The 24018-nt window shown below is 39.6% G+C and carries 23 protein-coding genes; 14 read left to right on the forward strand and 9 right to left on the reverse strand.

From position 1 onward, the window contains the following. Positions 1 to 30: 30 nt before the first annotated feature. The 13 genes from glnA (at position 31) to PR725_RS13785 (ending at position 12979) form a co-directional block, all read left to right on the forward strand. The gene (gene glnA, locus PR725_RS13725; RefSeq protein ID WP_004266097.1) at positions 31 to 1440 is read left to right on the forward strand and encodes a glutamate--ammonia ligase; all 1410 of its coding nucleotides are present in this window, start codon (positions 31 to 33) and stop codon (positions 1438 to 1440) included. 156 nt (positions 1441 to 1596) lie between these two features. Beyond that, positions 1597 to 2646, forward strand: a complete 1050-nt coding sequence (gene glnL / locus PR725_RS13730; RefSeq protein WP_004266098.1) for a nitrogen regulation protein NR(II) — start codon at positions 1597 to 1599, stop codon at positions 2644 to 2646. 9 nt (positions 2647 to 2655) lie between these two features. Continuing rightward, entirely contained in the window at positions 2656 to 4128 is a 1473-nt protein-coding gene (gene glnG / locus PR725_RS13735; protein WP_109912873.1) for a nitrogen regulation protein NR(I), read from the forward strand. Between the two features lie 902 nt (positions 4129 to 5030). Continuing rightward, on the forward strand, positions 5031 to 5555 hold the full coding sequence (locus tag PR725_RS13740; protein ID WP_109912401.1) for a fimbrial protein: 525 nt from the start codon (positions 5031 to 5033) through the stop codon (positions 5553 to 5555). A 59-nt stretch (positions 5556 to 5614) separates the two neighbouring features. Beyond that, on the forward strand, positions 5615 to 6283 hold the full coding sequence (locus PR725_RS13745) for a fimbrial biogenesis chaperone (RefSeq protein WP_272569418.1): 669 nt from the start codon (positions 5615 to 5617) through the stop codon (positions 6281 to 6283). Between the two features lie 26 nt (positions 6284 to 6309). After that, positions 6310 to 8820 (forward strand): fimbria/pilus outer membrane usher protein, encoded by a 2511-nt coding sequence (locus PR725_RS13750; protein ID WP_196718852.1) that lies wholly within the window; start codon positions 6310 to 6312, stop codon positions 8818 to 8820. Positions 8821 to 8833: 13 nt separating this feature from the next. Further along, the gene (locus PR725_RS13755; RefSeq protein WP_196718853.1) at positions 8834 to 9820 is read left to right on the forward strand and encodes a fimbrial protein; all 987 of its coding nucleotides are present in this window, start codon (positions 8834 to 8836) and stop codon (positions 9818 to 9820) included. 9 nt (positions 9821 to 9829) lie between these two features. Then, positions 9830 to 10345 (forward strand): fimbrial protein, encoded by a 516-nt coding sequence (locus PR725_RS13760; RefSeq protein ID WP_123382638.1) that lies wholly within the window; start codon positions 9830 to 9832, stop codon positions 10343 to 10345. Between the two features lie 13 nt (positions 10346 to 10358). Continuing rightward, the gene (locus tag PR725_RS13765) at positions 10359 to 10856 is read left to right on the forward strand and encodes a fimbrial protein (RefSeq protein WP_227024232.1); all 498 of its coding nucleotides are present in this window, start codon (positions 10359 to 10361) and stop codon (positions 10854 to 10856) included. 44 nt (positions 10857 to 10900) lie between these two features. Then, positions 10901 to 11185, forward strand: coding sequence for a helix-turn-helix domain-containing protein (locus PR725_RS13770; protein WP_004266107.1), 285 nt, complete (start codon positions 10901 to 10903; stop codon positions 11183 to 11185). Between the two features lie 9 nt (positions 11186 to 11194). Then, positions 11195 to 12181: a fimbrial protein gene (locus tag PR725_RS13775; protein WP_109912397.1), complete on the forward strand. Its 987-nt coding sequence runs from the start codon at positions 11195 to 11197 to the stop codon at positions 12179 to 12181. 190 nt (positions 12182 to 12371) lie between these two features. After that, entirely contained in the window at positions 12372 to 12593 is a 222-nt protein-coding gene (locus PR725_RS13780; RefSeq protein ID WP_004266109.1) for a helix-turn-helix domain-containing protein, read from the forward strand. Between the two features lie 98 nt (positions 12594 to 12691). Then, complete coding sequence (locus PR725_RS13785; RefSeq protein WP_042851462.1) at positions 12692 to 12979, forward strand: helix-turn-helix domain-containing protein; 288 nt, start codon at positions 12692 to 12694, stop codon at positions 12977 to 12979. A 75-nt stretch (positions 12980 to 13054) separates the two neighbouring features. Here the strand turns inward: PR725_RS13785 and PR725_RS13790 are convergent, their stop codons facing one another. Continuing rightward, positions 13055 to 13939 (reverse strand): LysR family transcriptional regulator, encoded by an 885-nt coding sequence (locus PR725_RS13790; protein WP_164528271.1) that lies wholly within the window; start codon positions 13937 to 13939, stop codon positions 13055 to 13057. Between the two features lie 183 nt (positions 13940 to 14122). Here PR725_RS13790 and ampC point away from each other — a divergent pair, with 183 nt between their 5' ends. Continuing rightward, the gene (gene ampC, locus PR725_RS13795; RefSeq protein WP_110731467.1) at positions 14123 to 15265 is read left to right on the forward strand and encodes a class C beta-lactamase; all 1143 of its coding nucleotides are present in this window, start codon (positions 14123 to 14125) and stop codon (positions 15263 to 15265) included. Positions 15266 to 15410: 145 nt separating this feature from the next. Here ampC and hemN read toward each other — a convergent pair whose 3' ends face one another. From hemN to pstB, 8 genes are all read right to left on the reverse strand, one after another. Beyond that, positions 15411 to 16784 carry an oxygen-independent coproporphyrinogen III oxidase gene (gene hemN / locus PR725_RS13800; RefSeq protein ID WP_123382640.1) on the reverse strand — a complete coding sequence of 458 codons (1374 nt, stop codon included), beginning with the start codon at positions 16782 to 16784 and terminating at the stop codon, positions 15411 to 15413. A gap of 333 nt (positions 16785 to 17117) precedes the next feature. Continuing rightward, positions 17118 to 17633: a Der GTPase-activating protein YihI gene (gene yihI, locus PR725_RS13805; protein ID WP_109912393.1), complete on the reverse strand. Its 516-nt coding sequence runs from the start codon at positions 17631 to 17633 to the stop codon at positions 17118 to 17120. 511 nt (positions 17634 to 18144) lie between these two features. Next, positions 18145 to 19479, reverse strand: coding sequence for an NCS2 family permease (locus PR725_RS13810; protein ID WP_004266114.1), 1335 nt, complete (start codon positions 19477 to 19479; stop codon positions 18145 to 18147). Between the two features lie 186 nt (positions 19480 to 19665). Further along, positions 19666 to 20418: an amino acid ABC transporter permease gene (locus tag PR725_RS13815; protein WP_004266115.1), complete on the reverse strand. Its 753-nt coding sequence runs from the start codon at positions 20416 to 20418 to the stop codon at positions 19666 to 19668. A 1-nt stretch (position 20419) separates the two neighbouring features. Then, entirely contained in the window at positions 20420 to 21172 is a 753-nt protein-coding gene (locus PR725_RS13820) for an amino acid ABC transporter permease (RefSeq protein WP_196719983.1), read from the reverse strand. Positions 21173 to 21282: 110 nt separating this feature from the next. Next, positions 21283 to 22122: an ABC transporter substrate-binding protein gene (locus PR725_RS13825; RefSeq protein WP_004266117.1), complete on the reverse strand. Its 840-nt coding sequence runs from the start codon at positions 22120 to 22122 to the stop codon at positions 21283 to 21285. 371 nt (positions 22123 to 22493) lie between these two features. After that, positions 22494 to 23207, reverse strand: a complete 714-nt coding sequence (gene phoU / locus PR725_RS13830; protein WP_036958602.1) for a phosphate signaling complex protein PhoU — start codon at positions 23205 to 23207, stop codon at positions 22494 to 22496. A gap of 13 nt (positions 23208 to 23220) precedes the next feature. Then, the gene (gene pstB / locus PR725_RS13835; RefSeq protein WP_004262838.1) at positions 23221 to 23997 is read right to left on the reverse strand and encodes a phosphate ABC transporter ATP-binding protein PstB; all 777 of its coding nucleotides are present in this window, start codon (positions 23995 to 23997) and stop codon (positions 23221 to 23223) included. Between the last annotated feature and the right edge of the window lie 21 nt (positions 23998 to 24018).

Raw genomic sequence — 24018 nt, forward strand, 5'->3', positions numbered from 1 at the left:
TGTTGATTAGACCCGACCAGGAGAGCCGAGATGTCCGCTGAACATGTTTTATCGTTAATTAAAGAGCACAATGTTAGATTTATTGATCTGCGTTTTACCGACACTAAAGGTAAAGAGCAACACATCACTATCCCTGCTCACCAAGTTGACGAAGACTTCTTTGAAGAAGGCCAGATGTTTGATGGTTCATCTATTGGTGGCTGGAAAGGCATCAATGAGTCAGACATGGTATTAATGCCTGACGCGTCTACCGCGATGTTAGACCCGTTCTTTGCCGATATCACATTGATTATACGCTGCGATATTTTAGAGCCGGGCACAATGCAAGGTTATGACAGAGACCCACGTTCAATTTCAAAACGCGCAGAAGATTTCCTGCGCTCCAGCGGGATTGCTGATATCGTTCTCTTTGGACCAGAGCCTGAATTTTTCGTTTTTGATGACATTCGTTTTGGCAACAACATGCACGGTAGCTACTACCATATCGATGATATCGAAGCTGCATGGAATACAGGAACCAAATACGAAGGTGGCAATAAAGGCCATCGCCCTGCAGTAAAAGGCGGTTACTTCCCCGTTCCACCGGTTGATTCATCACAAGACTTGCGTTCAGCCATGTGTACCACAATGGAAGAGATGGGCTTAGTTGTTGAAGCTCACCACCATGAAGTAGCGACCGCAGGCCAAAACGAAGTGGCTACCCGCTTTAATACCATGACCAAAAAAGCGGATGAAACTCAGATTTATAAATATGTCGTTCACAATGTTGCCCATGCATACGGCAAAACAGCGACCTTTATGCCAAAACCTTTAGTGGGTGATAATGGTTCTGGTATGCACTGCCATATGTCTTTATCTAAAGGTGGTGTGAACCTGTTCGCAGGTGACAAATACGGCGGTTTATCAGAAATGGCGCTGTACTACATCGGCGGTATTATTAAGCATGCACGTGCGCTGAACGCATTTACTAACCCAACCACTAACTCATACAAACGTTTAGTTCCGGGCTTTGAAGCGCCAGTCATGTTGGCATACTCTGCACGTAACCGCTCTGCTTCGATTCGTATTCCAGTGGTTGCGAGTACAAAAGCACGCCGTATTGAAGTTCGCTTCCCAGACCCTGCAGCTAACCCATATTTAGCGTTTGCAGCCCAGCTAATGGCGGGTCTTGATGGCATCATCAATAAAATCCACCCTGGCGATGCGATGGACAAAAACTTATACGACTTACCACCGGAAGAAGCCAAAGAAATCCCAACAGTTTCAGGTTCTTTAGATGAAGCGTTAGCCGAATTAGATAAAGACCGTGAATTCTTAACCCGTGGTGGTGTATTCACTAATGATGCTATCGATGCGTATATCGAATTAACCCGTGCCGACATACAACGTGTTCGTATGGCACCACACCCTCTCGAATTTGAAATGTACTACAGTGTGTAACACGCCGTTCCACTGTTAGTCTTTGTTGCCGTGAAGCACTTGCCCCATCTTTCGATGGGGCCTTTTATCTCTAAGGTACTTACGCAACAAAAATCAAATATCGGTTGTTTGGTCTATCAGGTATAATGCACCAAAATAGTGCAGGAGCAACATTACATGAAAACCGAACACTTGCCAGCACCGGAACATATTCTCGACTCTCTCATTAATAGCGTGCTAATTTTGGATTACGACTTGGTTATCCATTACGCCAACCATGCTGCACTCCAGATCTTAACCCAAAGCCAGCGCAAGCTATATGGTACGCCTCTCCCCCTGTTATTCAGCTATTGTTCACTCAATGATGAACTGATGCTCAATAGCTTAAAAGAAGGCCATAGCTTTACCGAAAATGAAGTCACTTTAGTGTTTAACAACCATTCTCATGTGATGTCGTGCAGCGCCCAGCCTTTTTCAGAACAATTTATTTTAGTTGAGCTTTCACAATTAGATAGCCAGCGACGTTTGAGCCAAGAACTCGCACAAAATGCCCAGCAGCTCGCTGCCCGTGAACTGATCCGTGGGCTTGCTCACGAGATTAAAAACCCACTCGGGGGTTTGCGAGGCGCTGCGCAACTGCTCTCTAAAGCGCTGCCTGACCCACAATTAAATGAATATACTCAAGTGATTATCGAACAGGCCGACCGCCTGCGAGCACTGGTTGATAGGCTACTTGGGCCACAATACCCGGGGCCGAAAACGCAACAAAGTATTCATCATATTATGGAAAACGTAACGCGGTTAGTGTCATTAGAAAAACCCGATAATGTAACACTAACTCGTGATTATGACCCAAGTTTGCCTGAATTAGAGTATTACCCGGACCAAATCGAGCAAGTGCTTCTAAATATCACCCGAAACGCCTTACAAGCCCTCGCCGAAACGGGAGGTTATATCACTTTGCGTACACGAACAGCTTTTCAAGTCACATTGCAAGGTGAACGTTATAGATTAGCTGCACGTATTGATATTGAAGATAACGGTCCCGGTATTCCATTGGCAATTCAGGATACGTTGTTCTATCCCATGGTCAGCGGACGACCTGATGGCACAGGGCTTGGCCTGTCGATTGCTCGCAGTTTAGTTGACCAACACGCAGGAAAAATCGAATTTACCAGTTGGCCGGGCCACACTGAGTTTTCCATTTATCTACCAATTAAGAAATAGGAGATAACCATGACGCAGGGAAAAATTTGGGTGGTTGATGATGATAGCTCCATCCGTTGGGTACTTGAACGCGCATTAAATAATGCTAATTTTGCTTGTACCTGCTTTGATAGTGCGAATGCAGTGCTCAGCGCATTAGAAAACTCACTCCCTGATGTGTTGTTATCAGATATCCGTATGCCAGGTAAAAATGGTATTGAGCTACTAAATACAATTAAACAATCGCACCCCCTTTTACCGATTATTATCATGACCGCACACTCTGACCTTGATGCTGCCGTGAATGCCTACCAATCAGGTGCTTTTGATTACTTGCCAAAACCTTTCGATATTGATGAAACCGTTGCCTTGGTCGAACGCGCTTTAAATCATAGTCGTGAACAAAACCATGCAGGCCGTGAAGCTAAACCAGCCACCCCCGTTGTTTCTTCGACGATGATCGGTGAAGCACCAGCAATGCAAGAGGTCTATCGCATTATTGGCCGTTTATCACGTTCATCAATTAGTGTGCTTATTAATGGTGAATCAGGCACTGGGAAAGAGCTGGTTGCCCACGCGTTACATCAGCACAGCCCTCGCGCCGATGCCCCTTTTATTGCATTAAATATGGCCGCCATCCCCAAAGACTTAATTGAATCTGAGCTATTTGGTCACGAAAAAGGCGCTTTCACCGGCGCGAGCCAAGTACGTCAAGGCCGATTCGAACAAGCTAACCATGGCTCTTTATTTTTAGATGAAATAGGCGATATGCCCCTTGATGTCCAAACTCGCTTGTTACGTGTTCTGGCGGAAGGCCAATTCTACCGTATTGGCGGTTATACCCCAGTCAATGTGGATGTGCGGATTATTGCAGCAACCCACCAAGACCTCGAAAAGCGGGTTAAAGAAGGTTTATTTCGCGAAGACTTATTTCATCGGTTAAATGTCATTCGAGTGCAATTACCGCCATTACGTGAACGCATTGAGGATATCCCGCGTCTCGCCGATTATTTTTTACAAAATACGGCAAAAGAACTCGGTGTCGAGGCTAAGGTTCTCCACCCCGACAGCGAAAAAATTCTTCAGCGCTATTATTGGTCAGGTAATGTTCGCCAATTGGAGAATGTCTGCCGTTGGCTAACCGTGATGGCGGCAAGCCAAGAAATTTTACCGCAAGATTTGCCCGATGATTTGCTTGAAGAACATCCACAACAAAATGCCGTGATAAAATCATCGCAAACCGATGCCGTGCCAACACAATCATTGTCATCGCACAATCCGAGTTCTGCCGCTCAGTGGTTTGAATTACTTGAAGAGTGGACCGATAACGCATTAATAGAGGGCAAAGAAGATCTCTTTGCACAGACCATTCCCTTACTCGAACGTACAATGTTAAAGTGCGCGTTGAAATACACCAATGGACACAAACAAGAAGCCGCCCGTTTATTAGGCTGGGGGAGAAATACCCTAACCCGTAAATTAAAAGAGCTAGGAATTGAATAACTTCAAATGTTCACTATCATATTAAGATAATGTACGAAGTAATTTATTACTTCATACTTATCTTAATATTAAATAATTAGACCTTGATATTCAGGAATTAATTATTGATTTTACTATTCCAACACCAATTAACACAATGAATAATAAACAAAATAAAAAAAAGATATTGCAAGCAGAAAGCTTATTATCACCTGAACAGAATTTCAATTTATACAAGTAGCATTAATACAAAAATAACGTCGTTTATAGGAAATTTATAACAATGAACACTGTAGCTTAAACGTATCTATAAATAAGAAACTTCTTATGTAGCCTTAGCATAATTAATTAAAATTAAGGCTACTCAATTGAATTTAATCGAAGATATTCAAAGGGTAATTTAATGTTTTCTGAAAACCGAGATTAATCACCCTGCAATTTTCATTCATATCCTGAATGGTAATACCCTTTATTTATTCAAAAAATGAAATAAGTAGCACTTTTAGACCTACGAAATTCGATAGTTATACTATTATTTCGTTTTACGATAGTACAAATAAAACATTCTTCAAATGTGGTCTGATGTGCCAGGGCCTTATAAACCCAAATAATCACCATATGAGAGACAAATTAAATTTATCTCCCACGTTATAATTATTCTTAGTTTTATATCGTTATTTCACTTTAGTAAAAAACTCATCTAAAAATATATTTACCTTAAGATAAAATAGAACTTCAATTGCTCTCCCATAAGGTGTTAACTTAATTAAAAAAATTAAATACTTTAAAATTTAATTATATTTTACCAAATTTTACAAAACTTGTTTATTTTAAAAAATAGTTTCAAAATACTCTCCAATTGAGTAATTGGTAATTCCACCTACTCAATGAAAAATAAATAATTATCTTTTGGAGAAAAACAAATGAAAAAAAACTTACTTGCATCATTAATTGCTGCAACCTCAATCTTTGCTGTTAATAATGCATTAGCTGCAGATGGTACTATCGACTTTACCGGTGAAATCATTGACCAAGCATGTGAATTAGCTGCGGGCTCTGACGCATTAAAAGTAAACTTAGGCCAAGTATCTAAAAAGGCATTACCAACTGCAGGAAGTACTGCTGCTGCAACTAAATTTACTATTAAATTAATTAACTGCCCAGCTACAGTGACAACGGCTTCAGTTAAATTCGATGCTGACTCTTATATTGGTGACGATGAAGTTATTAAATTAAAAGAAGAAACCGGAGTTGCAACAGGTGTAGGCATTCAAATTACTGACGATACTAATAAAGTCGTTCCACTATTTACCGCATCTAAAGCATACCCATTGAAAGAAAATGTAGAAAATAATTTAGATTTCAGAGCGCGTTATATTGCCAAAACTGACTCTGTAACACCGGGTCCAGCGAACGGTACGGCAACTTTCACAATCAATTATAACTAAGTAACAAATAAGGTTTAAATGGAATTGAACCTTATCTAATAACATTCAATGGTGGTATTATGAGATCTATTATCTATATTTTTATTTCTTTATTTCTGCTAATAAATACTGCAAATGCAGGCGTTATTATTGGTGGAACTCGTGTTATTTATAATGAGGGAAACAAAGATGTTAGTATCAGTGTAGAAAACCCAGATAAGATCCCTTATTTAATTCAATCCTGGATAGATAATATAGATGAAAAAAAACAGTCAGATTTCACTATAACACCACCATTATTTAGGCTTAATGCTGAAAAAATAAATGCACTTAGAATATTTTTAACCGAAAATAAACTACCGAATGATAGAGAATCATTATTCTGGCTAAATATAAAAACGATCCCAGCAACAGAAAGAACAGAAAATTCATTACAAATTGCCTTTAAAACACAGATGAAACTCATTTATCGTCCTAAAGCTTTAAAGGATGTCAATTTTATTGAAGAGCAAAAAAAATTAGTATGGTCTAAATCTGGGAATAAAATTACAGTTAATAACCCAACACCTTATTTTATGAATTTTCAGAGCATCAGCTTTAACGGAACAAAAGCTAATGATGTTTCTTATGCTGCACCTTTCTCAAACGCAACTTTCGAGATTAATAACTCAAATACCAATGGAACAATTAAATGGGAAGTTATTAATGATTATGGCGCCGCGCCAGAAGCACTCGAAACGAAAATATAAAACTATAAAATAAGTTGGGCTTTATCATGAAAATAAATAAAATATCTCTAGGCCTACTATTATATTTAGGCTATACCGCATCGTTATATGCTGAAGAAAAAACAGAAAACAATGTCTACTTTGATCCCGATTTCTTAGAATTGCCGAATAAAGACTCAGTTGATTTATCACAATTTGAGAATAACGAACAATTAGCTGGTGACTACTATGTTGATATTTATGTCAATACTAATTTAATTGGTGCTAAAAATCTTAAATTCGAAAAAAATAGCCAGAACCAATTAATTCCGTGTTTATCACTTGCTGACATTAAAGAATTTGGTATTAAAACAGCGGAATACCCTGAATTGCAAACAGCAGGAAGTCACTGTGTCAATCTCGCCGCGATCCCTGATGCCACCAGTAACTTTGAGTTTGATTCTCAACGTTTATATTTAAGTATTCCTCAAATCGCATTAGACAGAAACCCAAGGGGTTACGTTGACCTAGCTAATATTGATAATGGGATCAATGCACTGTTATTAAATTATAGCTATAACGGGTCGAAAAATTATGATCGTAAAAAAAATGGCTCAGATAATACATCCCATTATGTGAATTTAAGACCCGGTTTAAATATTGGAGCTTGGCGGTTACGGAATTACACCACATGGTCAAGCAATACTGACCAATCTGGTAAATGGGACACCATTTATACCTATGCATCACGTGGCATAAATAGTATCAAAAGTCAGTTAACCTTGGGGGATAGTGTCTCACCTTCAATGGTTTTTGATAGCGTGCCATTTCGCGGAGCTCAGCTTGCGACAGATGATGATATGTCCCCTGAAAGTTTGCGCGGCTATGCACCCGTTGTACGCGGGATAGCGCGTAGCAATGCACAAGTAACGATCCGCCAAAATGGCTACATTATCTACCAAACTGAAGTGGCAGCGGGCCCTTTTGAAATCACAGACTTATACCCAACAGGGGGAAGTGGAGATTTACATGTCACCATCAAAGAATCCAATGGGAGCGAGCAATATCAAATCGTTCCTTTTGCTTCATTACCCGTATTACAGCGTGAGGGGTATTTTTCTTATAGCGTAACAGGCGGGGAATACCGCGCTTATGACAGTAGCATTGATAAAACTAAATTTGGTCAGTTTACCTTAATCTATGGTTTACCTTATGGTATTACCGCTTATGGTGGTAGCCAAGTCAGTGAGCACTACCAATCTTATTCTATTGGTACGGGTCAAAACCTTGGACGGTTTGGTGCATTATCTATTGATGTTACTCATGCAAATTCAACGCTAAGTAATGATGTTACGGAAAAAGGTCAGTCATACCGTTTTCGCTATAACAAAAATATCAACGACATTGGTACTAATATTGCTTTGGCAGGTTACCGTTATTCCACTAAAGGGTTCTACAGTTTAGCGGAAGTCTTTGATGGTTATAGAAATACAAACTATGCACCAGAAATTGAACGCCGCCGTAATCGCGGTGAGATCACTCTCAGTCAAAATTTAGGAGATAGCTTTGGTTCAATTTCAGTCGGTTATATCAATGAGGACTACTGGAATAGTGACCGCAAAACACAATCTGCCACCGTGGGTTACAACAATAGTTGGCAAGGCATCAGTTATAGCTTGAATTATACCTATAACAAAAATACCAATAGTTACTCCTATAGCTCCGGAAGCCGCACGAAAAGTGAAGATGATCATCAACTTGCTTTCTCTGTCAGTGTACCGTTTAGCGTGTTTGATAATACTTTCTACTACAACTTTAACAGTAACAGCAGCAGTAATGGTCCAAGCACAGGCAGTATCGGGCTTTCCGCCTCTCAGCTCAATAACCGCTTAAATTGGAGTATGCAACAAGGCTTTACCACTCGAGAACAAGGCACTAGCGGTAATATGAATGCCTCTTATAAAGGGCAATATGGTGAAGTTTCAGGTGGAACTGGCTATAGCAAAGACAACTATAACCTCTATTACGGGGTTAATGGTAGCTTAGTGGCTCACTCTGGCGGACTAGTTCTTGGCCAGCAATTAGGCGAAACCGCGGCTATTGTAGAAATCCCTGACGCGGGTGATGTTCCTATTTTAAACCAAGCTGGGGTTGTCACCAATAACCAAGGTTATGCGCTAGTACCTTATGTCACGGCTTATCGCAAAAATGTGATTGATATCGATACCTCGGGGTTGCCTGAAAATACCGAAATGGAATTAACCAGCCAAAGTGTTGCTCCAAGTCGTGGTGCACTGGTGAAAGCCAATTTTGCAGCGAATGTCGGGTACCGTGCCATCATGATATTAAGTTTTGCTGATGGTAAACCCGTGCCTTTCGGTGCTCAGGCCATATTTAAAGATAATCCACAGCTAAATAATATAGTAGGCAATGATGGTGAAATTTATTTATCTGGCTTAGCTGAAAACGGCAGTTTTATTATTCAATACAACGATAAACAGCAATGCCAAGTAAATTATAACTTAGCGGGTATATCGAATTATATGGGGTTATATAAAACAGCAGCGGTTTGCCGATAATTGGGAGTCTATCATGAAAATAACACTATATAAATTACCCTTATTATTTGGATGCTTATTTTTTTATTCATATGCATCTTATGCTGAATGTCTTAAAGGCACCTACACTGCTCATCATAATATTCCTGATAGAACAATTTATGTACAATATGATAATTTGCATGCCAACAATTATGTATTAGCAAGTCATAGTATTAGAGCATTCACCGCTGATTATATTTTTGCCATGCCATATGAAAATGATTGTGGTGGATATTTAGATACCTACTATGTAAATGGTTGGTCAGCCAATTCAAGTAAAATTGCACCAACCAATATTCCTGGCGTGGGTGTCAGAATCAAATTTACCAACAATGTCTTACCTGGTTATATCCCAACAAGATCAGTGACAATAGATAAGTCATATACGCTTACAAGTACTAATGGGTATAATAACTGGGAAGTTGAAATATTAAAAACAGGAACAATTACCACTTCGGGTGTGATTAGAAGTGGGCATATTGCAAATCTTACACAATATAACACTAAGGTTGGTACGCGATTTTTAGGCGCTACACTTGGTTTTGGAAGTAATTATCGTATTTCTGTTGTGAGTTGCTCATTAAAGAATAATCAGTCTACATATAATATTAATATGAAAGATTGGTATGATACGCAATTTCCCAATATAGGCTCAACCAGCACACCGGTTGACATTCCAATTACATTAACTTGTGCAGCTGGCACCAATATTAAAGCGACAGTGACAAGTTCTAAATATGAAGATACCGCAACCGGAAAATTAGGGCTAATAGGAGCTAATAGTGCTACTGGTGTCGCAATACAATTATTGGATAAAAATAATAATCCAATCAAGCTGAATACCAAGAACAGCCTGCAAAATAATGTCCCAGCTGGTGATTACATGTTTAATTGGAAGGCACGCTATATAAAAACAGCAGATAATATTACGTCAGGTACAGCAAATGCGTCTGCAACTGTCAATATCCGCTATGAGTAGGAATAAAAAATGAAAATAATATCTAAAAATTTACTTTTACTTAGTAGCTTAATATTCAGTGGGAATTCATTCGCTGCTAGCACTGTCACGTTGAATTTCACCGGTAATATTAGAGCGGCAACTTGCAATATTACCGGTGGTAATAATATTGATATTGACCTGAAAAATATTTCTGCTGATGTATTTCGCAATGCGAGCTCGGGTTCTAACTGGAACACATTTAATATCAGCCTAAATAATTGTTCATCTTTTATTAACCAAGTAAAACTGACGTTTACAGGGACGGCAGATACCGCGGATGTAGCAAGTTTATACAAAAATCAAGGCACAGCTAAAAACCTAGCCGTACAACTACAAAATGGTAATGGAACAACTGCATTAGGTAACCAAAAAGTATTACAAGTTCCGACAAATGGGCAAGCGAATATTAATATTCCATTACGTACACGTGCCTTTAGCTCATTAGGTAATGCCACACCAGGAACCATTTCCGCCAATATTACGGCAACAATTACCTATTTATAAAAGAGAAAATAATATGAGACATTTTATCCTATTACTATCACTAATGAGCTGTTCTTTAACTGCATTTGGGCTAACTGCAAATATTAAAGTACATGGTGTCGTTATTGCTGCTCCTTGTGAAGTCGAAAAAAATAATTATTTAATTGATTTGAAAAAAATTAATATTTGGAATATCAAAGATACGCAGAAATCTCCGTGGGTTAATTTTTCCGTGAAGCTAAAAAATTGCCCTGTCGGTACCACTATAGCTGTAATGAAAATATCTGGCACTCCGGATGCAACAGTCACGGAACATTTTATTAATAATGGTACGGCGAAAAATGTGGCATTAAATTTAGCCAATACTACCAATAAAACAACAATAAAAAATGGTGATACGATTACTGCGAATGTTAATACACAAACACGAAATGTTGAAATTCCATTATCGGCAAGAGTATCCGGTTATGGCAATGGAATGATTGCAGGTTCTTTTAAAAGCCACTTAGAATTCACATTTACATATCAATAGTTAAATTTATTTCTATTATATTAGTTTTAATAGGAGAAAGCAGTATGCCTAATTACTATCCTATATCAAGAATAATTGGCAATAAAATTACCTATTACCGAAAAATGAAAGGCATGACATTAGAGAGTTTATCTAAAATAATAGGCGTTAGTGAACAACAACAATCACGCTATGAGCGTGGTATTAATCGAATTAATATTGATAGGCTTTATCATTACTCTAAGATATTTGAAATTGATATTATAGCTTTTTTTATTTTCAATTCTAGGGAGATCAATGAGATTGAGCATGCAAAAGAAAAATATTTAAATAAAAAAAGTAAATTTTAAGGATGTTTTATGACTAAAAAGAAAATATTATTGATAATAATAGGTTCAGTTTTTGCTTATTCTGCGTATACACAAGCGGCCTGTATTCAAAACCCGAACTTACGAAATGTTGTGGTTAATGTACCTACGAAAACCTATTCATTACAATATGACGATACAGGAGCACGAGACCTCGATACTATTCGAGTCAATTTTAAAGGCTCACAAGTCAATACATTTTCAGGCCCAAAAAGTAATGGCCAATGCGGTGATGCCTATTTACATGCTGATTATGTGAATGGTTGGGTACCAAACGGTAATAAAATTGCAGCCAGTAATATACCGGGCATCAGCATTCAAGTAAAAGCAACGGAAATTGGTTTCTTGAACACACGTTATGGACCACCAACATTAGCTAACCCAGCTGCTTGGGGTATTCCTAACCCATATTGGACTATTACTATCAAAAAAACAGGACAAGTCACACAGGGCGGAAATTTAAAGGCAGGGCATGTGGGAAGACTAACACAGCGTAACCCTGCACCACATAACAGTACGTGGAATTTAACATCGTTGAATATTCCAGCAGGTGCAATCAAAATTAATGTATTAAAGTGTTCGACAAAAGCGAATAGTTATACGGTTAATTTGGGAACTTGGTACGATACTCAATTTAAAGCAATTGGTACGACTAGCAATAGTGTCAATATACCCATTACATTAAGCTGTGCTGCAGGCACTAATCTAAAAGTGACAGTGACAAGTAGTGCTGGGTATGTTGATACTAATACAGGGAAAATTAAACTGTCAGGACAAGGGCAAGCGACCGGAATCGCCATTCAATTATTAGATAGAAACAGCAACCCAATAAAGCTTAATTCAAAGTTTACTTTGCAAAATAATGTTGCAGGTGGCGACTATATTTTTAATTGGAAAGCTCGATATATTAAAACTGCTAATAATATAACCGCAGGAGCCGCAAATTCAACAGCGTCAGTTAATATAAGATATGAATAAATAACACTCAACATCAATCATAAAAAGAGGTTAATTTACCTACAATTTGATTTTTATTGCTAACATCGAAAAATATCATCGAACAATTGATAAATAGCAAATTTACTATTTAATAAAAATGGTTAATATAGATATATAATCTTTACATAGTGTCTAGTTAGCAATAAAAAATATAATTTTAGGAGTCTATATGTCTTATTCAACATCTCACCTAATTGGTAAAAAAATACTTTTTTATCGAAAAACGAATGGGCTTTCAATTAATGAACTATCAGAGGTTATTGGCATCAGCCCACAACAGCAATCACGATATGAAAGAGGTATAAATAGAATAACGTTAGATAGACTGTTCCAGTATGCAACATATTTTGAGATTGATATTCAATCATTTTTTCAATCTATTGATATTTAATAAATTAAGTAATAATACATAACACTAGAAAAACAAATTACATTAATAATATTTAATTATATTCACATTACAATATTAAATAAGTTAGAGAGAACATTATGAAACGAAAAATATCTAAATCTGTCGGTTTAAAAATAAGGTCATTAAGAGAAAGTCACGGAATGAGTGGTAAAGAATTAAGCATGTTATTAGGTATTAGCCAACAACATCAATCACGCTATGAAAATGGTGAGGTTAATATTCATGTCGATACCATTTACCAATTGGCACAAATATTTAATGTTTCACCAACCTATTTCTTTACTACAGCCGTCACAGAGATTAATAGTACAGAGCTCCCTATTAGCAAAAAGAATTATTTCTCGGCTGAAGCTCTGGTATTTTAACTTCTAAATATGAGCATTATATTATGCTAGTAAATTAAATCTCGGTGCTATTTCTATTTATAGTATAGCACCGACTTATTGTTCTTTTTTAGATTCATCCACCAACCAATTATGAAATATCGCCATCGCCGGTGTCATAGCTCTCGATTTTAAACGACTTAGCCAATATCCCCCCAGAGTTACGGATATATCAAAAGGTTGAACTAACACCCCTGCACTTAATTCATGGTTGAACATGCAACTTGGCACCAACGCTACACCGTCGGTTAATAGCGCAGCTTCAATCATCAAACGCGATGAATCAAATACAGGCCCTTTGACACGCCAAGGTTCCACTTCTGCGGCTAAAAACCATTTCTCCCATTCGTCTTTACGATATGAACGCATTAACTGGTGAGATTTTAAATCTAATGGATGTTTCAGCTGATTTGCAACTTTCTCTGAACAAAGCACAGTATGCGCAGTTGAAAACAGTGGTGTATTCTCTACTAGTGGCCATAATCCTTCACCAAAACGAATAGCAAAATCAACGCCTTCAGCAGCTAAATTTACTACATTGTTATGGGTCATAATGCGTAAATCAATATAAGGATATCGTTCAGAGAATTGCGTTAGCCTTGGTAATAACCAACCCACCGCAAATGTACCGACCACTGAAATACTTAAAGCTTCCCGATAATGACCATCCTCAAATTGCAGTAATAGTGACTCGATTTGGTCAAAAGAGCGGCTCAATACGGGCAGCAAGGCAAAGCCTTCTTCGGTTAATGCCAACCCTCTAGGTAAGCGAATGAACAGTTCAAGTCCCAGTTGCTCCTCTAACAGCCTAACTTGTTGACTGACAGCGGCCTGAGTGACATTCAATTCTATTCCGGCTCGCGTAAAGCTTAAATGCCGTGCGGAAGCTTCAAATGCCCTAAGTGCATTGAGGGGTAGCCGATGACGATAATTTTCTGCCATAAGATTTTCTTTTACCTCATCGAATTTTATATCGTTTTAAATAATGCTTGAAAGCATGCATACTATTTTTCAACCACGGGCTACCCGCTGAAAACCGTATATTAAAGCACTTTACACTTGCTATGAAGTGCTTTCCTGTTCCTGTCAGGAATAACTTAAACTTGTACTTATTGGAATAACTCTATGAAAAATCTTTTTCGTCAGGGGCGAATTTTTGTCGCTCTCAGTGTGGCATTAACGACACTATCCACCCATGCATTCACACAAAAAGATGTCGATAATATAATTAAACCTCTAATGGAACAAAAGCAGATCCCCGGAATGTCTGTAGCCATTTCTGTTGATGGAAAACACTATATTTATCACTATGGTGTGCAGTCTAAGCAAAGTTCAGTCCCTGTCAGTGATGAGACTTTATTTGAGATTGGCTCTTTATCTAAAACCTTTACTGCTACACTCGCAGCCTATGCACAAAACCAAGGAAAACTCGATTTTTCGCAAAAGGTAAGCCACTATCTTCCTGAATTAAAAGGGTCTGCTTTCGACCAAGTGACAGTAATGAACTTGGCTACACACACTTCGGGTTTATCGTTATTTGTGCCTGATAGTATTACGAATTCAGCGGAATTAATCCGTTATTACCAGCAGTGGAAACCGACCAAAGCCATTGGGCAATATCGCTCTTATTCAAATCTTGGTGTGGGATTACTCGGTATCGTTACAGCAAAACAACTCAAAATGCCATTTGAACAAGCGATGGAAAAATTGATGTTGCCTGCACTTGGATTAAAACATACTTATATTCATGTGCCTAAAAACCAACAGAAAAATTATGCCCAAGGTTATAATAAGAACGATCAACCCGTTCGTGTGACACCACAAATTTTAGATGCTGAATCTTATGGTTTAAAATCTAATGCTAAAGATCTAATTCGCTTCTTAGATATTAATATGCAAACGAAGAAAGTAGCAAAACCGTGGCAGGAAGCCGTAGAGAACACACATACGGGGTTCTACATGACCGATTCATTTATGCAAGATATGATGTGGGAAAGCTATTCATGGCCAGTATCTCTTGCTCAATTACAGCAAGGTAATCGAGATGAAATGGCGCTCACACCGCAAAAAGTTGAAGCTATCCATCCTGTAATGCCACCTGAAACTCAGGCTTTTTACAATAAAACAGGTTCAACCAATGGTTTTGCAGCCTATGCGGCATTTATTCCTGAAGACCGAATCGCGGTGGTGATTTTGTCCAACAAATGGTATCCAATCCCTGACCGCATTACCGCGACTTATCAATTAATTGAAAAAATTAATGAATAGATTTCTGACTAAGATAAGATGCTCTAAATAGTTCGTTCTGTCGCTAGGCGTCGAAATGAAGACAGCGCGGGGAGCATACACTAAGTATGTGACCCGTGTGGCTGAATGAAGACAACAACGCGACAGGACGAAATATGAAGAGCATTTAGATGACGCGGGAAAACTGCCGCTGCCTCATCTGATTACGCAAATACACATCAAAACACATGCAAATATTACGAATAAGTAAACGTCCTTGTGGTGTCACTTTAATACCTTTATCTGTTATTTCAACCAGCCCATCTTCAGCCATTGGTTTCAGCAGTTCTAAATCTTCCTTAAAGTAAGATTTAAAATCTATCGGATATAACTCTTCGATTTGCGCGAAACTCAATTGGAAGTTACAGATTAAGGTTTTGATGACATCGCGGCGTAGACAATCATCATCAGTTAAGGCGAGTCCACGCCACAGCGCGTGACCTTGCTCTTCAACTTGCGCATAATAGGTTTTCAAATCTTTCTGATTTTGTGCGTAGTTATCACCTAACATACTGATCGCAGAAACCCCTAACCCCAGTAAATCACAATCTCCTTGGGTGGTGTAACCTTGAAAATTACGGTGCAGAATGCCTTCCCGTTGTGCCACGGCAAGTTCATCCTCAGGGCGTGCAAAGTGATCCATACCAATAAATTGATAACCATCTCTGGTGAGAGTCGCAATTGTGTCTTGCAGAATATCGAGTTTTTGCTCCGCACTTGGTAAATCAGCGTCTTTAATTTTACGCTGCGCCGCAAATAAATTAGGTAAGTGCGCATAATTGAACACACTTAAACGATCTGGTGATAATTCAGCCACTTTCTTTAGGGTAAATGCAAAGCTTTCAGGTGTTTGTTTAGGTAAACCATAAATCAAATCAATACTTGTCGAGGTAAAGCCCATCTCTTTGGCCCGTTTAATTAGGGCAAAAATAAAATCTTCGTCCTGTTCTCGGTTAACCAGTACCTGAACTTCTTTATTAAAATCTTGCACGCCCATGCTTAGGCGATTAAACCCTTCATGGCGTAAGTGGTCTATCATATCCAGTTCAATTTCACGCGGGTCGACTTCAATCGACATTTCCACATCATCCGCAAAATTAAAGTGTTTTTTCAATAAACCAACCAAATGGCTGACTTGAGCTTTATCGAGATAAGTTGGAGTACCACCGCCCCAATGCATTTGTGTCACGATGCGGTTTTTTAATAACGCTGCGCGCTGAATAATTTCTTTTTCAATTACTTGAAGATATTCATCGGCTTTATGTTTTTGGCGTGTCACTAATTTATTACAGCCACAGAAATAACAAAGTTTATGGCAAAAAGGAATATGAACATAGAGCGATAAGGGGCGATCAGGATAACGCTGCGTTGCTTGAACAAACGCATTCTCATCGTACTCTTGATTAAATTCCAAGGCGGTGGGGTACGAAGTATAACGTGGCCCTGAATAATTGTATTTTTGAATGAGAGAAAGATCCCAAACAATATTTTGCTCTGACATAACATTCCTCAATTGACCAAAAGCTCAAACTATAACGATGACTTCACTCTATTTAATTTGTTATTCGATGAGAGTGAAAATTTTATAACCTGCATAAGCATTATAGACTCTAAATATTTCGAGTTGCAGCTAGGCGACAAGTGAATGAGTCGCTAGGAGTATACATAAGTATATGACTAGTGCGAATGAACATAGTCAACAACGCTGCAGCTTTAAAATATGACGAGTATAAATATGTTAGAGAAAAGAGACTTGATGCAACATCAAAGAAAAGTGAGTTAGCAGAAAAAATAGCCAAATCCCCCGCTAGCGCGAGGGATCTTTTAAACGAAATTATTTACTTTTTAAGATGCGCATAATGTCATCAAGTTTTTCTTCGTCTTCTTCCTCTTCTTCTTCGCTATATTCAATACCGAGAATATTCATCAGCTCATCGATACGGTCTAAACAAGTATCAACATATTCTTGTTCTTGCGCCGTGATGGTTTCGCCATCTTCTAGGCGTGCCAAAATGCTATCTAAACGGTCATCGCTTTCCAGCATTTCCAGCTCTTTTTCTGGTGTCAGTTTTTCTTTAACAGCTGGCTGTTTTTTCTCAACCGCAGGTTTCGTGACCTGTTTTTCATCCACAATTAAAGGCACTGGCTTTTTGCTACCTAAACGTGGGTCGGTTGAAGTATTTTGCCCACCATTTTGCTTATTAGAAGCCTGTTCTACATAACGGCTGCCAGACTTATGACCGCGATGTTTTTTCTCACGCTTACGCTCACGGCCTTCCGCATTTATCTCTTCTTTAGTTTTACGGTATTTTTTCTTTGGCTTCGCAGCCGCTTTTTTTGGTGCATTCATGGTCTGATACCTTGATAAAGTCAGTTTCTGCTGCGAAATCTAGCAGGATCCCATAAAGGGGGAAAGCACTAGTTTGCAATTTCAGCGGATTTTTTACTCCACCCTGCCTTCGCAATAGTACTTTAATGATTATACCTTAAATAATTTGTGTTGCATGTACACTCATGCAACACAAATTATTTAGAGCATGGAGGTTCAAATAACAAAAAGAGAAATGATTAACTCATTAAATAATTCTAAATAATTCAAGTTGTGGCTAGGCGTCAATCGAGGTTATCTCGGGGAGCATACATAAGTATGTGACCCGAGTAGCCGAGAGAAGACAACAACATCACAGCTTGAAGTATAACGAATATTAATGCGCTATCTTGAGCAATATTCTAAATAATTCAAGTTGTAGTTAGGCGCCAAACGAGGTTATCTCGGGGAGCATACACAAGTATGTGACCCGAGTAACCAAGTGTAGGCAACAACGTCACAGCTTGAAGTATGACGAATTATGAAGCGCATTTTAGGCGTCGACTAGGATCATTTTTAACAAAAACATCGCCGCGACTAAAATCACACACAAACCCAGATCACGCCAGCGACCAGTACCAATTTTCATTGCACAGTAAGCAATAAAGCCCAACGCAATACCTTCAGTAATCGAGAAACTAAATGGCATCATCACTGCAGTAATAAATGCGGGTACAGACTCAGTTAAGTCATCCCATTTCACGCGAGTTAGGCTTGATGTCATCAGCACGCCCACGTAAATCAAGGCTCCCGCAGTTGCATAAGCTGGAACCATACCTGCAAGAGGTGAGATAAACATAGTCAATAGGAATAAAACACCAACGACGATCGCGGTTAAACCTGTACGCCCACCAACAGAAACACCTGAAGAACTTTCAATATATGCAGTGACTGAAGATGTTCCCATCGCTGAACCTGCGACAGAACTCAAGCTGTCTACATATAAAGCTTGTTTCATTCGAGGGAAAGTCCCGCGTTCATTGGTGATACCCGCTTTGTCAGTCACCCCAATCATGGTACCTGATGAGTCAAACAAATTGACTAGCATAAAGGCAAAAATCACACCGGATAACGCTAAATCTAAAGAACCAGAGAAATCAACCTGCCCCACGACACTCGTGATACTTGGCGGCATTGAGAATATCCCAGAATATTTTACATCTCCCAGAGCCAGACCAATCAAAGTGGTCACCGCAATAGAAACTAATACCGCGGCATGAATATTACGTGCCGCTAAGATGGCAATAATAAAGAACCCGAGAGCTCCCAGCCAAACATTATGGTGAGTCAAGTTACCGATAGAAACTAACGTATCCGGGTTAGCCACAATAATGCCGGAGTTTTTCAGCCCCATCATCGCAATAAATAGGCCGATACCACTGGTGATCCCGACGCGAAGACTCAAAGGAATGTTAGCGATAATCCAATAACGTATGCGGAATAGTGTCAGAATAAATAAGCCGACAGCCCCCCAAAATACGGCGCCCATAGCAACTTCCCATGAATACCCCATCGCCCCTACAACAACAAAAGCAAAAAAGGCATTCAAGCCCATCGCGGGTGCAACAGCAATCGGTAAATTTGCCAGTAGCCCCATTAAAATGCTACCAATTGCCGCAATTAAACAGGTGGTCACAAACACGGCTTTGATGTCCATGCCTGCAACTGAGAGTATTTGAGGGTTAACAAAGACGATATATACCATCGTCAGGAAGGTGGTGAAGCCTGCAACAACTTCTGTCCGTGCTGTCGTGCCGTGCTCTTGCAATTTAAAAACACGCTGAAACAAGCCCTGCGGTTGTGCCGAGCTAGAAGATTGATTACTCATTAGATATTGCGCCCAAAAAAAGTTTTTTTCGCCCTATACTACAATTAAAAACCACAAAAAAAAACGATTGCGTAAACTGCAAGGAGCCAAAATGTCCTAACTAACTGATACGCCAAGATGAAATAATAAAAATAACCCAAAATAGTGGAGTGAAAAAATGGTGGGTATTTCACCACCACTTTTGATTTAGGAAAGTGCTAACAATTTTTGTCGACGCCAAAACAATAAACGATGTTTCGCAGCCAGTTTTTGGGGTTGATGCTGTGCACTGAGCTTTTTCGCCACTCTATTCGCAATAATTTCTACCGCAAAGCACATCACAAAATAAATAAATGCAACGAATAAGAAAACTTCGAGAGGATAAACCATTTCACGGTTGTTCACTTGGGTTGCTAAGAAAGAAAGCTCCGCAACACCAACAACATAGGCTAATGAGGTGTCTTTAATTAATGCTACCCACTGGTTAATAAATGACGGTACCATCATGCGTAAGGCTTGTGGTAACACGATATTCCATAATACCTGCCAGCGGCTAAACCCCAAGGATAAACCTGCCTGCCACTGCCCTGCCCCTATTGCTAAAATGCCCGCTTTCACAGCATGAGCCAAATATGCGGAGGTAATCAATGCCAATGCGCATACTACCGTTGCAATACCCGGAATTTCCATACCCAATAAGATTGGCAACAGGAAATAGGTCCAAAAAATCAACATAATGACGGGAATTGCACGAAAAAAGCCTAAAACTGCGGCGAACAGGTTAACCCAGAAGCCTCGTAGCATGGCTAAGGCTATTCCGCCCAATGTCCCTAATACAATGGAGGCCGCACCGGCAAGTAAGCTAATGACTAGCGTCAGCGCTGCGCCTTCAAGTGGTCCATCAGGGAAAGTACCGAATAATAAATATTGCCAGTTCTGCTCAATAACTGAAAAATCCATTTTATACCCCCTGAGCCAAATTACGCTGCTGGCGCCACTGGCCCCACCCCTCCATTACTGCAATAATAGCAATGTACAATACTGTCGCTACCCCAAAGGCAGTAAAGGTTTGCAGTGTCTGGCTATCAACCTGACGAGAGACATAAGACAGTTCTGCGACACCGATGGCCATCGTTAACGATGAGTTTTTCACCACATTCATATATTGGCCCAGTAGCGGAGGCATGGCGATTTTAACGGCTTGCGGTAATACCACTAATTTCATGGCCTGCCATGACGTTAATCCTAAAGCAAACGCGGCATATTTTTGCCCTTGGCGAACACCACGGATCCCAGCGCGAATTTCTTCGGCAATAAAAGGGACGGTATACAAGGTCAAACCAATAAAACCCGCTAAGAATTCAAATGACGGCCAACCCACGGTTATTCCAAATAAATGGATTTCATGGGGAGTATTTAGCCATTCCATTGCGGCAGAGGATAAAATTTCACCGGAAGCAAAGTACCAAAAGAATAACTGCACCAACAAAGGCGTATTTCTAAAAATAGAGATGTAGATACTCACGGCCCAACGCACAGGAGCAATTTGACTATCCTTTGCTGATGCAACTATAAAACCCAATGCAGTGGCTGCAACAATGGTACAAATCGAGATCCAAACGGTGATCAAAAAACCGTAGCCAAACCATTCTAGATACTCGGGGGCCAATAAATGGGCAGACCAAAAATCACCACTCAAAAATTTTTCAAACATTGTTCACGACCTATTGCCTTCACAGCCTGTGATTAAAAACGCATCCCTTATAACCAAGAACCCCGCACAGAGTGCAGGGCTTCATATCACTGAATATTTACCGCTACCCGTTAAGACTGAGGTTGTTGCTCACTCAGTGGCGCAAATTTAAAGTCCCCACGTGGCTGTGCAGCTTTAGTATCTGGCCCAAACCAACGGTTATAAATTACCTCGGCTTTACCGTCTTTCTCCAGTTTCAACAATGTTTCGTTGACGTTTTCAACCAAACGGGTTTCACCTTTGCTTGCTGCCAATGCTTGGTATTCTTTCGTCAGGCTAAATGGGGAAATTTCAAAATCTGCTTTCACTTTTTCAGGTAAATTACCTAATAAACCAACCAGTTTCGCATCATCTTGTGTGATAGCTTGGACGTTGCCATTACGCAGTGCAGCGAATGCTTGCGGCGTATCATCGTACGAAATTACCTTTGTATCAGGGAAACGTTCACGTAAAGTCACTTCCTGCACAGTGCCTTTATCTGCACCAATACGTAGTGGTTTGATATCGTCAGGGGTTTTTAATACGCCTTTACGGGCAATAAATTTTTGGCCTGTCGCAAAATCAGGAATAGAAAAATCAACTTGCTTTGCGCGCTCATCAGTAATGGTGAAATTAGCGCCAATCAGATCAACTTTGCCCGAAGTCAGAAGTGGGATACGGTTTGCTGGGTTAGTGGGACGAAGCTCAAGTTTTACCCCTAAGCTATCTGCAATTTCTTGTGCGATATCCACATCATAGCCCGCTAATTTTTTAGTTTGTGGGTCAATAAAGCCAAATGGTGGATTGCTATCAAACACAGAAATGCGGATCACACCCGCTTGTTTGATATCATCTAATTTATCTGCGCTAGCGACATTCGCTGTCAGCGCTAAACCTGTAAGTAAAACAGTCGTTAGAATACGAGCTTTCATTGAACACCCCTGACGGTAAATTTTTGTAAATCGACCATCACACGCTATCAACTATTACTTAGCACTTGAAATAATATTAAATAATATATTTATAACCAAATGGAATATTAATGGAGACAAAAAAAAGCCACCTTAATAACAAGGTGCCCCAGACATGGTTAAACCATCAATAGACTCTTATCGAGCAAGAAGAAAGTCGGTAGAAGAGATTGAGACAAATGATTGGAGTTGTAGCTTAATACTCTAAATAGTTCGTGTTGTGGCTAGGCGGCAAGCAAGGATATATCGGGGAGCATACATCAGTATGTGACCCGAGTAGCCGAGCGAAGCCAACACCGCCACAGCACGAAATATGACGAGTATTCGAGTAATTATTTATTCGTTAACATCTTCTCAAGACTATCCCCACCCACATGACGGAAATCCTGCCCCTTCACATAGTAGAAAATAAACTCACAGATATTTTGGCAACGGTCACCGATGCGCTCAATTGAACGAGCACAGAATAGTGCTGTTAATACACTTGGGATCGTTCGTGGGTCTTCCATCATGTAGGTCATCAATTGACGTACGATGCCCTCATACTCTTGGTCAACTTTCTCATCTTCACGGTAGATACGAATCGCTTCTTCAAGATCCATTCGAGCGAACGCATCTAATACATCATGTAGCATTTGTACTGTATGACGGCCTAATGATTCCAAACTCACTAACAAGGGCTGGTGTTGATGAGAAAATTTTTCCAATGCGGTTTGACAGATTTTGTCCGCAACATCACCGATTCTTTCCAGCTCAGCAATCGTTTTTGAAATCGCCATAATCAGGCGCAAATCACTCGCCGTTGGTTGGCGTTTCGCGATGATTTTAACGCATTCTTCATCAATGGCCACTTCCATCATATTGACTTTATGGTCATTTTCGATAACTTCACGTGCTAGGGCTTCATCCTGATTATGCATGGCCGTAATGGCTTTGGTAAGCTGCTCTTCGACCAGTCCTCCCATCGTCATTAATTCAGTATGGATATGTTCCAGTTCAGCATTGAACTGCCCCGATATATGTTTGTTGTGATTCAGCGTATCCATCGTCGGCTCCATATCAACCGTAGCGGCCAGTAATATAATCTTCAGTTTGCTTCATTTCTGGGGTAGTAAACATTTTGTCAGTATGGTTAAACTCGACTAACTCCCCTAAATACATGAAAGCCGTATAGTCAGAACAGCGTGCTGCTTGTTGCATATTGTGGGTAACAATCACCACGGTGTATTCTGATTTTAATTCACTAATCAGTTCTTCAATTCGACCAGTTGAAATAGGGTCTAGAGCGGAACAGGGTTCATCTAGCAATAAAACCTCAGGGCGAATAGCAATACCACGAGCAATACAGAGACGCTGTTGCTGGCCACCCGACAAGCTATAACCACTTTGGTGTAACTTATCTTTGGTTTCATTCCATAATGCCGCCTTTGTTAACGCCCACTGCACGCGCTCATCCATTTCCACACGGGATAACTTCTCAAATAAACGCACACCAAATGCAATGTTGTCATAAATAGACATCGGGAATGGTGTTGGTTTTTGGAAAACCATTCCGACTTTTGCGCGCAATAACGCAATATCTTGTTTATCAGTCAGGATGTTTTGGCCATCCAGTAAAATTTCACCTTCTGCTCGCTGCTCGCCATACAATTCATACATTTTATTGAAGGTGCGTAATAACGTCGATTTACCACAGCCTGATGGGCCGATAAATGCAGTCACTTTATTTTTTTCAATGTCTAAAGAGATATTTTTCAGTGCGTGAAACTTGCCATAATAGAAGTTGAGGTCACGTACTTTAATTTTACTATTTGCAATATCGTTTGCATTAATCATGGTTTGCTTTTCTCTCTAAAT

It is taken from the genome of Providencia sp. PROV255 (genome assembly GCF_028478065.1).
GTDB lineage: Bacteria > Pseudomonadota > Gammaproteobacteria > Enterobacterales > Enterobacteriaceae > Providencia > Providencia rettgeri.